Source organism: Nocardiopsis tropica, assembly GCF_042660575.1.
Lineage (GTDB): Bacteria > Actinomycetota > Actinomycetes > Streptosporangiales > Streptosporangiaceae > Nocardiopsis > Nocardiopsis tropica.
Genome location: NZ_JBHSUF010000011.1, coordinates 40,952 through 54,912, shown reverse-complemented (window position 1 = coordinate 54,912; position 13,961 = coordinate 40,952). Strand labels below are relative to the sequence as shown.

Sequence of the window (13,961 nt, the reverse complement as noted above, 5' to 3'; positions counted from 1 at the left end):
CGCGTTCGGGGACCGACCCTCGGTCGGCGGCCCGCCCCCTCCGCCGTGGCCTCGTACCCGTGGCGGGGTCGGACGGGGCGGCCGCCGAGCTCCGCGGCCGCCCCCGTCGGGCCCATGGGCGGACCGCCCCGGCCGGGGCACCCGACGAGGGCCTCGTTGCCGCCGCCACGTGGCCCCGGGGCGTCGAGGCCGGCTGCAAGTACGAGATCATCCAGGTCAGAACCCCTCATATCCCACCGGCAACGGTTCCGTCCGGCCCACTAGGGTGGCCGTACGCGCGACCCGCCCGCGCACCCGCCGGGGTGGGCGGGCGGGTCGCGCGGCACGACGGCACAACACAGCTCGGAAACGGGGCGACACCATGCTGGACCTGACCTCTGACGTGGCGGACCTGACCGCCGCACTCGTGGACATCCGTTCCGAGAGCGGCGACGAGGGGAGCCTCGCCGACGCGGTCGAAGGGGCGCTGAAGGCCCTCCCGCACCTCGCGGTCACCCGCGACGGCGACGCCGTGGTCGCCCGCACCGGGCTGGGCCGCCCGCGCCGCGTGGTCGTCGCCGGGCACATCGACACCGTCCCGATCGTGGACAACGTCCCCTCCCGTGTCGAGGGCGGACGCCTCTACGGGTGCGGCACCACCGACATGAAGGCCGGGGTCGCCGTCCAGCTCAAGCTCGCCGCCCTGGTGGCCGAACCCGTGCACGACGTCACCTACGTCTTCTACGACAACGAGGAGGTCGACGCGTCCCGCAACGGCCTCCTCCGGCTCACCCGCAACCACCCGGAGTGGCTGGCCGGGGACTTCGCGATCCTGATGGAGCCCACGGACGGGGTGATCGAGGGCGGCTGCCAGGGGACCATGCGGGTGGAGGTCGTGTCCCGGGGCAGGCGCGCGCACAGCGCCCGCTCGTGGATGGGCGAGAACGCGATCCACGGCGCCGGGGCCGTCCTCGACGTGCTGCGCGCCTACACCCCCCGCGAGCCGGAGGTGGAGGGGCTGCGCTTCCACGAGGGCCTCAACGCCGTGTTCATCGAGGGCGGGGTCGCCGGCAACGTCATCCCCGACGAGTGCGTGGTGAAGGTCAACTACCGGTTCGCCCCGGACCTGTCCGTCGCGGACGCGGAGGCCCACCTGCGCGAGGTGTTCGCCGGCTTCGAGGTGCGCGTGGTGGACGCGGCGGCGCCCGCGCGCCCGGGGCTGGACGACCCCTCGGCGGCGGCGTTCGTCGCCTCGGTGGGGGAGGGGGAGGCCCGCGCCAAGCTCGGGTGGACCGACGTCTCGCGCTTCTCGGAACTGGGGGTGCCCGCCGTCAACTACGGCCCCGGCGACCCCGTGCTCGCGCACACGAGGGACGAGTACGCGGAGATCGCGAGGATCCGCGAGGCCGAGGAGCGCATGGTCGCCTGGCTGACCGGGGCCCGATGACCGCCGCGGGCCCGGCCCGGGCGTCCCGGAACGCCGTGACCGGCCGCGACGGCGGTCCCGGGACAAACCTGCCGCTCGTGGCCACCACCGGGTCACGTGTGGTTCAGGTGTGAGCCGTTCCCACGCGGATAGCTTTACGACATGACCGAAGACGAGAACGTAAGGCGGGCCGGCCCCCTCACCTACCGGGGCAGCTCGATTCCCAGCACCACCACCGACCAGCGACTCCTCGACCGGCGCGGCCCCTCGGACTGGGTGCACACCGACCCGTGGCGGGTCCTGCGCATCCAGTCGGAGTTCGTGGAGGGCTTCGGGCTCCTGTCCGAACTGCCCTCGGCGGTGAGCGTGTTCGGCTCGGCCAGGATCAAGCCCGGGACCCGTTACTACGACCTGGGCGTCGAGGTGGGCGCCAGGCTCGCGGAGGCGGGCTACGCCACGATCACCGGCGGCGGCCCCGGCATGATGGAGGCCGCGAACAAGGGCGCCCAGGAGGCGGGCGGGCTCTCGGTGGGGCTCGGCATCGAGCTGCCCTTCGAGCAGTCCCTCAACTCCCACATCGACATGGGGATGACCTTCCGGTACTTCTTCGTCCGCAAGACGATGTTCGTGAAGTACTCGCAGGCCTTCGTCGTGCTGCCCGGGGGCTTCGGCACCCTCGACGAGCTGTTCGAGGCGGCCACCCTCGTGCAGACCAAGAAGGTCACCCGGTTCCCGGTGATCCTGGTCGGCCGCGACTTCTGGGGCGGGCTGGAGGAGTGGGTCCGCACCAGCCTCCTGGAGAACGAGCTGATCAAGCCGCAGGACATGGAGCTGGTCCAGATCGTCGACGACCCCCTGGAGGTCGTCGACATCATCCGCAAGTCCCACCTGCACATCGCGCGGGAGCAGGAGGAGCTGGCGCGGTCCGAGGCGGGGCCCGAGCAGTAGGAACCGGGCACGCGCGCCCGGCGCCGCCCCGCCGTGGCGGGGACGGGCGGGGCCCCGGGGCGCGGACCGCTCCCACGCGGAGCCGCCCCCGGCCGCCCGTCCACCGGCCTCCCCACGGGGGCCGGTGTGTGGCACGATCGGGTCCGTGCCTGTTCTCATCATGATCCTGGTTGCCGCGGCCGCGCTGGCCGTGCTCGTCGGCGTGGTCTACGTCGTGCTCGGCAAGGGCGGTCAGCTCGCCCGGTTCGAGGCCGACTACCCCCCGCTCCCCCTGCCGGACGACCGCGCCGTCAGGGCGCGCGACCTCGGTCGCGTGATGCTCCCCCTCGCCCTGTGGGGCTACCACGTCCGCGCCGTGGACGAGCTGCTGCTGCGGCTCACCATCACCCTGCGCGAGAGGGAGGAGCGGATCGAGGACCTGGAGTGGCGCCTGTCGCGGCTCGACCCCTCCTACGTCCCGGAGGGGACCGGGCCGCTCCCCGGGGCGCACCTGCCCGGGGACGCCTACGCACCCGGCGCGGTGCCCGGGGACGCCTACGCACCCGGCGCGGTGCGGGGGGCCGGTTCCGACGGGCCGGACGCGCACGACGCGCACGACGCGCACGGCGGGGACACCGAGCGGGACCCCGCGGGGCCCGGGGACGCCGCCCGGGGCGAGGCCGCGGACGACGTGTCGGAGGACGCCTCGGACGACGCCGCGGTCGGCGGGAACCAGCGCTGACCGGACCCGGCGGCGGGGGCCGGGGAGCCCGGTGCGCCCGCTCCGGGGCGTGCGGCCGCCCGCGGAATCGCGGCGCGCGTCCACTCGGCCCGACCTGCCGATCCGTCGCCCGCTATGCCGTGCATCACAGCCTCGGCGCCGTTCTGTGGCGGATCCGGCGGGTTGGCGTGCTCTATTCTCGGTCGCTGTACTCGATACCCCCGTTCCGCCGGAGCGGGTGCAGCGTTGTTGAGGATGGCGAGGATGGACACAGCAGCCGAACTCGAGTCGGGAGCCGGGGACAGGCGCGACGCGCCCGCCTCCTCGGTGACCCCGGCCCACCCCGTGCAACAGCTGTCCCTGTGGCCGCCGCCCAGGTCGACCCGGCACAGCGGGAAGCGCCGCCGCCAGATCACCCTTCTGGCCGCGGCCGCCGCGGCCGTCCTGCTCGTCGGCGGCGGAGCCGCGGCGTGGGCCGTGCTCGCGGAGCCGGGCGAGGAGGAGAGCGGTCCGACCGTTCCCGCCGAGGCGTTCGTCGGTGCGTGGTCCGGTGAGATGAGCCAGGTCGACACCGACGGCGAGCACGTGGCCGACTGGCACGCGGAGGTCCGGATCGAGGAGGGCGCCGAGCGCGGCAGCACGGCCTGGACGACCTTCTCCTGCTCGGGGACCCTGGTCCTGTCGGCCGGCGACAACGACCGCCGCGTCTACGCCTACACCGAGACGGCCGACCCCGAGGACCGGTGCGTCGACGAGGCCGAGCTGACCGTGTGGTCGGCGGCCGACGGCGGCGGGCTGAGGGCGGAGTGGTCCTCCATCACCCGGGAGGGGACCCGGATGATCTCGACGGGCGACCTCGGCTGACCCGCGCGGGACCGGCCCCAGGTCGGGGGCGTCCCGAAGGGGCGCGTCCGCGCGGTGGGCCGGGGCGGCGGAGCTCTCCGCGCCCCGGATACTCCCCGAGTTTCGGTCAGGACCGATATAACCTTACTGACCGAAGATTCCTCGTGGGCGTGTGCTCGCGGCGGCGGCCCCGCTGTCGCCTGGCGCACACGGAGGGGTGAACCTCCGAGATAATGGTCGAAGAGTGATTCACGCCCCTTAAGCCACACGGGCATGAGTCACCCGGAACCGGCATGCGGCTCCGGAGCCGAGACCGGTCACGCGGATCGGCGCCGGTGCTGTGGGTCGGCCCCGGTCACCCGCGAGGAACACTAGAAAGGGGAATGGCATGGCGGCGATGAAGCCGAGGACCAGCGACGGGCCGATGGAGGTCACCAAGGAGGGTCGCGGCATCATCATGCGGGTCCCGCTGGAGGGCGGCGGACGCCTGGTTGTCGAGCTGACTCCAGACGAGGCGTCCGAGCTCCGGGACGCGCTCAAGGGTGTCGTCGGCTAGTTCGGCAGTGAACCGTCCCCCACCCCGGGCCGGAAAGCCCTGACGACCCCCGAGGTTGTACACCTCCCAAGTGAACGATTGTGAGCGGCCTGTGCCTTTCGCCACGGAGATCCACCCCGTACCGGGGAAGCTCGTCGATTCCACCGCGGACCTGCTGGTCCTCCCCCTGATTCCGGGAGACAGCGGACCCGAGGCGGTCGAGGGGGTCGCCGAGAGCGGCCTGACACAGGTCCTACCGGCATCGCTCACCGATCTGTTCGCGCACTACTCGCTCACCGGGAAACCCGGAGAGCTGGCCCACTTCCCGGTGCCCCGGGACCAGGGCCTGGTCCGCCTGGCGCTTCTGGGGGTCGGATCGGGTTCGCCCGACGACCTCCGGAAGGCCGGCGCGGCCCTGGCCCGGGCCGCCCGCGGGAACGAGCGCGTGGCCCTCGCCTGGCCCGGCTCCGGCGCGGAGGCCGCCACCGCCTTCGCCGAGGGCGTGCTCCTGGCCTCCTACACCTTCAGCCTCAAGACCTCGGAGGTCCCGGACGACCGGCGCCCGGCGGCCTCGGTCGAGGTCGCCTCCGGCGACGGTGACGACGGATCCCTGGCCGGCGCACTGGAGCGGGGCACGGCCCTGGCCGCGGCCACCGCCCTGGCCCGCGACCTCATCAACACCCCCTCCCTGACCAAGGACCCCGAGTGGATGGCGGCGCGCGCACGCGACGTGGCCGCGGACAAGGGCCTCCAGGTGCGGGTGTGGGACGAGAAGGACCTGGAGAACGACGGGTTCGGGGCGATCCTCGGCGTGGGACAGGGCTCCTCGCGCCCGCCGCGCCTGGTCCAGCTCTCCTACACGCCCGAGAACCCCGCCGCGCACGTCGTCCTGGTGGGCAAGGGCATCACGTTCGACACCGGCGGGCTCTCCCTCAAGCCCAACGACAACATGTCGCTGATGAAGACCGACATGAGCGGCTCCGCGATCGTCCTCGCCGTGCTGTCGGCCCTGGCGGCCGTGGGCGCCGCCGTCCGCGTGACGGGCCTGCTGGCCCTGGCGGAGAACGCCTTCTCCGGCGACTCCACCCGGATCGGCGACGTGCTCACCACCTACACCGGGACGACGGTCGAGGTGCTCAACTCCGACGCCGAGGGCCGCCTGGTCCTCGCCGACGCCATGGGCTACGCGGTCGGCGAGCTCGCCCCGGACGTCCTGGTGGACGTCGCGACGCTGACCGGCGCGGCCAAGGTGGCGCTCGGCACCGGCACGGGCGCGCTGTACAGCAACGACGAGGAGCTCGCCGCCCAGCTGGAGGAGGCGGGCCGCGACTCCGGCGAACCCCTGTGGCGGATGCCGCTCACGGAGGAGTACGTGCCGACCACGAAGTCGCGGGTGGCGGACCTGGCCAACATCGGCACCCGCGGACGCGACTTCGGTCCCGCGGGCGCCACCGACGCCGCCCTGTTCCTGCGCGAGTTCGCCGGGGACGTCCCGTGGGCGCACCTGGACATCGCGGGGCCCGGCAGGTCCATGAAGGAGAGCGGACTGCTCAGCAAGGGCGGCACGGCGTTCACGACCCGCACCCTGCTGCGCTGGCTCGCCGACCGCTGAGCGGCGCCGGACGGCGGCCGGGCCGCCGTGGGGGAGGGGGAGCCCCCTCCCCCTCCGGTCGCGCCGCGGCTACAGGATGGCGGCCAGGAGTCCCTCGCCCACGGGCATGAACAGCGGGATGGACGCCTCCTCCGCGCGCAGCCGGCCGATCACCTCCCGGACGGCGGTCTCCCGGGGGTCGGGCACGCGCAGCGGCCCGTCCGGCTCGGAGGAACCCGCCATGGCGCCGTTGAACACCACCATCCCGCCCGGACGCAGCAGGCGCCGCGCCTCCTCCAGGTACAGGGGGTAGGACACGGTGTCGGCGTCCACGAGGACCAGGTCGTACCCGCCGTCCGTCAGCCTCGGCAGCACGTCCAGGGCGGCTCCGCGGATCAGCCTCGCCCGTCCCGCGCCGAACCCCGCCCTCGCGAACGCCGACCGCGCGTACTCCTGGTACTCGGCGTTCGTGTCGACCGTGGTGAGGATGCCGTCCGGCGTCATGCCGCGCAGCAGCCAGATCCCCGAGGAGCCGCACCCCGTCCCGATCTCGACCACGGACCGGGCGCTGATGGAGGCGGCCAGGAAGCGCAGCGCGCCCCCCGTGGCGGCGTCCACGGGCGGGGCCGTCGACCGCAGGCCCGCGTCGTACGCGTCGGCGAGCGGCTCGTCCTCCATGGCGTCCCGCTCGAAGCGGGCCTGCTCGGTGCGGACCCAGGTGAGCCGGGCCGCTGTCTCCTCCGGACCGGTGATGACGGCCTCCCGCTGCTGTGGTCGCATACGTGTCGTGGGCCCGACCGGGAAGCCGTCACCCACCGTGGAATGATGGTCCGACCAGGTCCGGCGCCTGGCAGAAGACTAGCCTGATCCGGACCGAACTCCGAGCGTGGCGGCGGGAACTTAATCCACGCCTCCCGGCGTTGAATCGGGATGAACGTACGTTGATCGCCACGAAGCAAACTCCCCCCGACCAGCCAGTCGGCGAATCGACGGGATGAAGGGAGCAGCGGTGCCAGAGACCGGCCCTGCCGTGGAATTCGAGGCATGGGAACCCCCGAGCTGGGACGAGGTCGTCCGGACCCACTCGCCGCGCGTCTACCGGCTCGCCTACCGGCTGACCGGCAACAAGCACGACGCGGAGGACCTCACACAGGAGGTCTTCATCAGGGTGTTCCGCTCCCTGGCCAACTACACCCCCGGCACCTTCGAGGGGTGGCTGCACCGCATCACCACCAACCTCTTCCTGGACATGGCCCGCCGCAAGGCCCGTATCCGCTTCGAGGGCCTGGCCGACAACGCGGACGAGCGGCTGGAGGGGCGTGAGCCCTCCCCCGCCCAGCGCTACGACGACCGGCACTTCGACGCCGACATCCAGTCCGCGCTGGACGCGCTGCCCGCGGAGTTCCGCGCCCCCGTCGTCCTGTGCGACATCGAGGGGCTCTCCTACGAGGAGATCGCGGCGACGCTCGACGTCAAGCTCGGCACCGTCCGCAGCCGTATCCACCGGGGCCGCGCCCAGCTGCGGCGGGCCCTGGAGCACCGGAGGTCCCTGGCCGCGGAGCAGCACGGGGTGAGCAGCGGCGGCAACGTCGGCAACGGGGAGGCGGAGTGAGCAAGGACCACCTCGGAGAGCGGCTCTCCGCGCTCGTGGACGGCGAACTGGGCCCCGTCGAACACGAGAGCGCCCTCATCCACCTGGCCAAGTGCGAGTCGTGCCGGTTCGAGGCCGACATGATGCGCCGCCTGAAGCGCCGCCTCACCGGTCTGCGCGAGCCGGAGCCCGACCTGGACTTCATGGGGCGGCTCACGAGCCTGTCCCGCGACCCCGGACCGGGGGGCCGGGGCCCCTCCGAGCCGCCGCCCGGGGGCGCGGGCTTCGGGTTCCGCCCGCCGCTGGGGTCCTCGCGTCCCCTCGGCGGCTTCCCCGGAGGGGGCGCGGCGGACGTGGAGACCGCGGCGGAGACCGGGCCGGCCCGGACGGGGCCCGCCCGCCCCGAGCGGCCCGCCCGCCCCGTCAGGCGCCGCGGCGGGGACCGCTTCTCCCACCTGCTCCCGGACTTCCCGGGAGGGCGCTACGCGGTCGCCGGCTTCGCGGTCGCCACCGCGCTCCTGGGCACCGCGTTCGTCGCGGGCGGAGACGCGCAGGACACGCCCGTGGTGGAGCCCCGCCTGTCCGACTACGCCGTCGAGCACGCGGTGACCAGCCGTCAGATACCCGTCATGGACTCCCGCCCGACGGAGGTCCGTCCCGTGGGGACCGAGACCCCGCCCGGGTACGGCTCCACCGAAACGACGCGGTGAGCGCGGGGGGACCCTCCTCCGCCACCTCCGGTCCGGCCACGCTCGTCGCCGTGCTGGCGCTGTGCGTGGTCCTGCTGACCGGGGCCGCGTGCCCCGATGCGCACCAGGTCCCCGCCGAGGGGGCCGACGACGGCATGTCCGTGCTGCGCCGGGCCGCGGTGGCGGGGAAGGAGACGGCCTACTCGGCGGTGCGCGAGGTGACCGGGGCGGAGGGGGAGGCGCCGTCCCACGTGCACGTGGTGCACCGGCCGGGCGCCGGTCTCGCGCTCGCTCCCGTGGGGGAGGAGGAGGCCGCGTTCGTGGTGCGGGCGTCCTCGGCCCTGGAGTCGCTGGACGAGCGCCTGCTGCACATGCTGGAGGACACCTACGAGGTGACCGACGCGGGCACCGCCGACCTGGAGGGCCGGGAGGCCCGGGTGGTGGAGGCCGGACGTGCCGACGGTACCGTCGCCGGGCGGTTCTGGGTCGACACCGGGACCGGGCTGCTCGTCGGGAGCACGGTCTACGAGGTGTCGGGGGAGCCCGCGCTCAGCGTCCGCCTGACCGGCCTCGCGCCGGGGGAGGGCGACTGGCCCGAGGGGGCCGTCGGCGGAACCCCCTGGGGCGACGCCCTGACCGGTGAGGAGCGCGACGGTCTGCGGGAGGACGGGTGGACGCTCCCCGAGCACCTCCACTGGAACCTCAGGCTGGTCGACGCGCGCTCCACCGAGCACGCCGGCCGCCGCGTCGTGCACGCGATCTATTCGGACGGGTTGTCGCAGGTGTCGGTTTTCATCCAGCGTGGGAAGCTGGACACGAAACACACCGCTTCACTCCGTGACGGATACGCCGGAACCGATATGGGGGGAAGCGGCGTCACAACACAACACGACACGGTCTTCGGCGGAGACGTGGGCCAGTACCAGAGCATGTGGCAGGCGGGCGGCTTCGTCTACACGGTGCTGGCCGACGCCCCCGCCGGGATCGCCTCGTCCGCTGTGACCGCGCTGCCGGGACCCGAGAGTTCCGGCTTCTGGGCCAGAGTGCATCGGGGCATGTCCCGGTTGGGGTTCCTCTAGGGGTGCCCTCCGACCGAGGCGGACCCGCCGGGCGGCGGGAGGCCCGCCCCGGTCGGGGCCCACGCGGCGGGACCCGCCGGGTCGCGTGTCGACCGCGAGCCAAGCGACAGAGCGACCCACGGAGCAGGTCTTGACTGAGGAGAACGGCCGTTCGGACCACGGGGCAGAGCCCTCCCGGTCGACCCCGCCGGACGGCGCACCGCCCCCCGGGGACGGACCGCGGGATGCGGCGCCCACGCCTGGCCGGACCCCCGCGGCCCACCGGCGGCACCCCCGGTGGGCCGCCCCCGGCCCCCCGGCCCACGGGGGCCCGGCCCCCGTCACCGACCGGGGCGCCGCCCCCGGCCCGTCCTCATCCGCCTCTCCCCGCAGTGGAGACCCCATGAACCACACCCCTCCCGGGCAGGGCGGACAGCCCGGCGCCTCCTCGAACCCCGGAGACCGGACCGGTCACCACCCGGCCCCTGGCGGGCCCACAGGCCCCGCCGACCCCCAGAACCCCGTGGGGAGAGCCGGGCCTCCGAGCGCGTCCGGCCACGGGCCGGGCGCCCCCGGAGGCCCGGGCCGCGCGGCCCACCAGGGGCCGTCCGCGCCCCACGGCCCGGCGGGCCCCGACCACCCCACCGGCTACACGGCCCCCTTCCACCGGGCGGACCCCGCCGACGCCGCCGGGCAGGCGGGCCGACCCGGCCCGTACGTCCCCGCGGACGCGTCCGGCGCGCACATGCCGGGCCCTTCCGGGCCGCACGCGCCGCAGTCCGGGCAGGCGGCCTACGGGATCGCGCCGCCCGCCGCGCCCCGGCCGCGCGGACGCGGCGTCCCGGTGTGGATGGCCCTGTCCGGCATGCTCGTGGTCGCGCTCATCGCCGGCGGCGCGGGCGGTGTGGCGGGAGGGCTCCTCAACGGCTCCGCGGCCTCCGACGCCGCGCCGGAGGACGACGGCCCGGTCATGAACGAGCCCCCGCCCGAGGCGCCCCAGCGCGACCCCGACACCATCGCCGGGGTGGCGCAGCGGGTCAGCCCGAGCGTGGTCTCGCTCATCAGCGCCGACGCGCGCGTCCCGGGCGGCGGCTCCGGGTTCGTCATCGACGGCGACTACGTCGTCACCAACGACCACGTCTCCAGCGGGCTGGAGGCGGACGGCATCGTCATCGAGTACAGCGACGGCACCCTCTCCGAGGCCTCCGTGGTCGGCGCCGACCCCAGCTCGGACCTCGCGGTCCTGTCGATCGCGGACCCGCACGACGTCGAGCCGCTCCAGTTCGGGGACTCCGAGGAGGTCATCGTCGGGGACGAGGTGATCGCGATCGGCGCCCCCCTCGGCCTGAACGGCACCGTCACCCAGGGCATCATCAGCGCCGTCAACCGGCCGGTCAGCTCGGGCCAGGGCGAGAGCGGCGGGCGCTTCTACGCGCTCCAGACCGACGCCGCCATCAACCCGGGCAACTCCGGGGGGCCGCTGGTGGACACGCGGGGCCGCGTCATCGGGGTCAACTCGATGATCGCGACCATGGGCGCCATGGGGGAGACCAGCGGCAACATCGGCCTCGGGTTCGCGATCCCCTCGGTGGAGGCGGAGCGCGTGGTGAACCGCCTCATGGAGGACGGCGAGACCGCGTACGCGGACATCGGCGCCGACATCGACGAGGACAGCCCCCTCGCGGGCGCGGTCATCGCCGAGGGGGCGGACGCGGTCGAGCCGGGCGGTCCGGCCGACGAGGCGGGGCTGGAGCCCGGTGACGTGATCGTCTCCCTCGACTCCCGTCAGGTCGGCTCGGGCGAGGACCTGCTCGCGATGCTGCGCAGCCGCGCCCCCGGTGACGAGGCCGCCGTCGACTACGAGCGCGACGGCGAGCGCGAGAGCACCACGATCGTCCTCGGCTCGACCGACGACTGAGGCCCCCGGGAGCGCCCCCGTCGCGCCCACCCTCACCGGACACGCGAAGGCCCCCGGTCGCCCGGGGGCCTTCGCCGTTCTCTCCTCCCGGGGCCGCGTGCGGCCCGGGAGAGGGGTGTCAGCGTCCGGCCGGGGAGATGCCCAGCTGCATCCCCGCCAGGCCGCGCGGCTTGCCGACCAGGGACTCGGCGATGCCGGAGATGACCTTGCTCGCGTCGGTGTCCGGGTCGCTCAGGACGAGGGGGGTGCCCTCGTCGCCGCCCTCGCGCAGACGGGTGTCCAGCGGGACCTGGCCCAGCAGCGGGATGGTGGTCCCCAGCGTCTTGGTCAGCGCGTCGGCGACCGTCTGGCCGCCGCCCTCGCCGAACAGGTGCAGGGGCTCCCCGCCGCCCGGCGGCACGAAGTACGACATGTTCTCGATGACGCCCGCGATGCGCTGGTGCGTCTGCGCGGTGATCGCGCCCGCGCGCTCCGCCACCTCGGCGGCGGCCATCTGCGGCGTGGTCACGATGAGCAGTTCGGCGGTCGGCAGCAGCTGCGCGGTCGAGATGGCGATGTCGCCCGTGCCCGGGGGCAGGTCCATCAGCAGGACGTCCAGGTCGCCCCAGAACACGTCCGCCAGGAACTGCTGGAGGGCGCGGTGCAGCATCGGGCCGCGCCACACCACGGGCTGGTTGCCCTGGGTGAACATGCCCACGGAGATGACCTTGATGCCGTGCGCGGTGGGCGGCAGGATCATGTCCTCGACCTTGGTCGGGAAGTCCGACGCGCCGAGCATGCGCGGCACCGAGTGGCCGTAGATGTCGGCGTCGACGACGCCGACCTTGTGGCCCTGGGCGGCGAGCGCCGCGGCGAGGTTGACGGTGACGGACGACTTGCCGACCCCGCCCTTGCCGGAGGCGACGGCGAAGACCTTGGTCAGGGAGTTGGGCTTGGCGAAGGGGATCTCCTTCTCCGCCTGGCCGCCGCGGAGCTTGGTCTGGAGTTCCTTGCGCTGCTCGTCGCTCATCACGTCGAGCTCGACGCGGACGGAGGTGACGCCGGCGACCTCGGTCACCGCCGCGGTCACGTCCTTCTCGATGCGGCCCTTCATGGGGCAGCCGGCCACCGTGAGGTAGATTCCGACGCTCACGGCACCGTCGTCGGCGATGTCGATGCTCTTGACCATGCCGAGGTCGGTGATGGGACGGTGGATCTCCGGGTCTTGCACCGTGGCGAGGGCTTTGTGCACCTGCTCGGTGGTTGCTGTGGAGGACATGTGCTCAATCGTAGGTCAGCGGGGCGGGATGGTTGGTCTGCGGTGTCACCCGCACGTACCACCGTTTCCAACGAGGAGGGGGCGTCCCCCATTCCTCGCGGCGGCGGCGTTCGCCATCCCCTGTTCATACTGTGACCAGGCGATAACGGCGTGGCCTTAACACTGGCAATACATGGCCGGATAGTAGTCTCGGCGCACGATGGGAAATGTGCCGCCACCGCCTGGTTCGTCCTGGCCCGCCGCGCCCGAAGGGCCGGAGGGGCGGGCTTCTGGGGCCTACGCGCAGGAGCAGACCTGGGCCGGACCCCCCGGCGGGGGGCGGCTGACACCGCCCGGCGGGCACCCGGCGGTCAACGCCGACCCGGGGGTGTGGGCCTGGCCGCCGCCCAGACCGGTGCGCACGAACGAGTTCGCCTGCGCGGAACTGCCCCCGGGTGAGTCCTATCACAGGCTGGGCCGGACCTCCCGCTTCCGCTGGTGGACGACGCCCCTGGCCCTGGCGGGGTTCGCCGTCCTGCTGTTCTTCCTGTGGATGGCCATCCTGCTCGCGGTCACGATCGTCGCGATCGTCGAGGGCAGCGGGCTCGCCCCCGATTCGGTGCGCATCAGCGAGATCGCCCAGCTGGCCTTCGGCCTGCTGTCGTCGGCGCTGCTGATCCCCATCGTCCTCTTCGTCGTGCGGGTGGTCCAGTGGCGCCGCGTCGGCTCCCTGATGTCGGTCGCGGGCCGCGTGCGCTGGGGCTGGCTGGCGGTCTGCACCGCCGCGGCGGTCCTGCCGGTGGCCCTGGGCGTGGCGGCCTTCCTGCCGCTGGCCCGCGTCGTCCAGCCCGGCCTGGTGCCCCACCAGGGCGCCGGGGGGACCGAGGTGTTCGCGGCGGCGATGGCCGTCGTCCTGGTCCTGGTCCCGTTCCAGTCCGCGGCCGAGGAGATCACCCTGCGCGGCCTGGTCATGCAGATGGTCGGCGCGCTCGGGGCGCGTCCCGGCGAGCGGGGCGGCGACTCCGCGGTGGCCCGGGTGCTGCGCTCCCCGGGGCCCTCGGTCCTGGCGGGCGGGACGCTGTTCGCCGCGCTCTACCTGGCCACGCACCCCGGCGACCTCTGGACCACGGCGGCCCTCGTCGTCATGGGCCTGGGAGCGGCCTGGCTGACCTGGCGGACCGGCGGCCTGGAGGCCGCGATCGCGCTGCACACGGTCAACAGCCTGGTGCAGTTCACGCTGTGCGTCTTCGAGGACCGCCTGTCGGAGATCGGCACGGGAGCCGTCGTCGGCGCGGGGCTCCCCCTGGGCGCCGGCTCGCCGCTCGTCCTGCTCCTCACGACGGCCCAGGTCGGCCTGTACACGCTGGGCGTGGTCTGGCTGGCCCGCCGCCGCGGGGTGCGCCGCACCAGCGCCGACACACCGCGCTGAGCCCGCCCGGCCCGCGG

The 13,961-nt window shown here is 74.1% G+C and carries 13 protein-coding genes; 11 read left to right on the top strand and 2 right to left on the bottom strand.

The genetic code is table 11. The features are described from left to right. Window positions 1-361 precede the first annotated feature (361 nt). The 6 genes from dapE (at window position 362) to ACFQBR_RS18650 (ending at window position 6,043) form a co-directional block, all read left to right on the top strand. Window positions 362-1,426 (top strand): succinyl-diaminopimelate desuccinylase, encoded by a 1,065-nt coding sequence (gene dapE, locus ACFQBR_RS18675; RefSeq protein ID WP_344182222.1) that lies wholly within the window; start codon window positions 362-364, stop codon window positions 1,424-1,426. A 141-nt stretch (window positions 1,427-1,567) separates the two neighbouring features. Then, entirely contained in the window at window positions 1,568-2,353 is a 786-nt protein-coding gene (locus ACFQBR_RS18670) for an LOG family protein (protein ID WP_267948187.1), read from the top strand. 145 nt (window positions 2,354-2,498) lie between these two features. Further along, window positions 2,499-3,074 (top strand): hypothetical protein, encoded by a 576-nt coding sequence (locus ACFQBR_RS18665; RefSeq protein WP_344182220.1) that lies wholly within the window; start codon window positions 2,499-2,501, stop codon window positions 3,072-3,074. A 243-nt stretch (window positions 3,075-3,317) separates the two neighbouring features. Next, entirely contained in the window at window positions 3,318-3,917 is a 600-nt protein-coding gene (locus tag ACFQBR_RS18660; protein WP_344182218.1) for a hypothetical protein, read from the top strand. A 367-nt stretch (window positions 3,918-4,284) separates the two neighbouring features. Continuing rightward, the gene (locus ACFQBR_RS18655; protein ID WP_267948190.1) at window positions 4,285-4,452 is read left to right on the top strand and encodes a DUF3117 domain-containing protein; all 168 of its coding nucleotides are present in this window, start codon (window positions 4,285-4,287) and stop codon (window positions 4,450-4,452) included. A 91-nt stretch (window positions 4,453-4,543) separates the two neighbouring features. Further along, a complete protein-coding gene (locus tag ACFQBR_RS18650; RefSeq protein ID WP_267948191.1) occupies window positions 4,544-6,043 on the top strand; it encodes a leucyl aminopeptidase in 1,500 nt (499 codons plus the stop codon). A 69-nt stretch (window positions 6,044-6,112) separates the two neighbouring features. Here ACFQBR_RS18650 and ACFQBR_RS18645 read toward each other — a convergent pair whose 3' ends face one another. Continuing rightward, window positions 6,113-6,700 (bottom strand): O-methyltransferase, encoded by a 588-nt coding sequence (locus tag ACFQBR_RS18645; RefSeq protein ID WP_267950251.1) that lies wholly within the window; start codon window positions 6,698-6,700, stop codon window positions 6,113-6,115. 316 nt (window positions 6,701-7,016) lie between these two features. Between ACFQBR_RS18645 and sigE the strand changes: the two genes are divergently transcribed. The 4 genes from sigE (at window position 7,017) to ACFQBR_RS18625 (ending at window position 11,278) form a co-directional block, all read left to right on the top strand. Beyond that, window positions 7,017-7,634: an RNA polymerase sigma factor SigE gene (gene sigE / locus ACFQBR_RS18640; protein WP_344182216.1), complete on the top strand. Its 618-nt coding sequence runs from the start codon at window positions 7,017-7,019 to the stop codon at window positions 7,632-7,634. After that, a complete protein-coding gene (locus ACFQBR_RS18635) occupies window positions 7,631-8,323 on the top strand; it encodes an anti-sigma factor family protein (RefSeq protein ID WP_344182214.1) in 693 nt (230 codons plus the stop codon). Before sigE ends, ACFQBR_RS18635 begins: the two co-directional genes overlap by 4 nt. After that, a complete protein-coding gene (locus tag ACFQBR_RS18630; protein WP_344182212.1) occupies window positions 8,320-9,381 on the top strand; it encodes a transcriptional regulator in 1,062 nt (353 codons plus the stop codon). The genes ACFQBR_RS18635 and ACFQBR_RS18630 overlap by 4 nt, the downstream gene beginning before the upstream one ends. A 382-nt stretch (window positions 9,382-9,763) precedes the next feature. Next, window positions 9,764-11,278, top strand: a complete 1,515-nt coding sequence (locus ACFQBR_RS18625) for a trypsin-like peptidase domain-containing protein (RefSeq protein ID WP_344182210.1) — start codon at window positions 9,764-9,766, stop codon at window positions 11,276-11,278. A 118-nt stretch (window positions 11,279-11,396) separates the two neighbouring features. Here ACFQBR_RS18625 and ACFQBR_RS18620 read toward each other — a convergent pair whose 3' ends face one another. Then, on the bottom strand, window positions 11,397-12,536 hold the full coding sequence (locus tag ACFQBR_RS18620; protein WP_344182208.1) for an Mrp/NBP35 family ATP-binding protein: 1,140 nt from the start codon (window positions 12,534-12,536) through the stop codon (window positions 11,397-11,399). Between the two features lie 394 nt (window positions 12,537-12,930). Here ACFQBR_RS18620 and ACFQBR_RS18615 point away from each other — a divergent pair, with 394 nt between their 5' ends. Continuing rightward, a complete protein-coding gene (locus tag ACFQBR_RS18615) occupies window positions 12,931-13,944 on the top strand; it encodes a CPBP family intramembrane glutamic endopeptidase (protein ID WP_344182234.1) in 1,014 nt (337 codons plus the stop codon). Window positions 13,945-13,961: the final 17 nt, after the last annotated feature.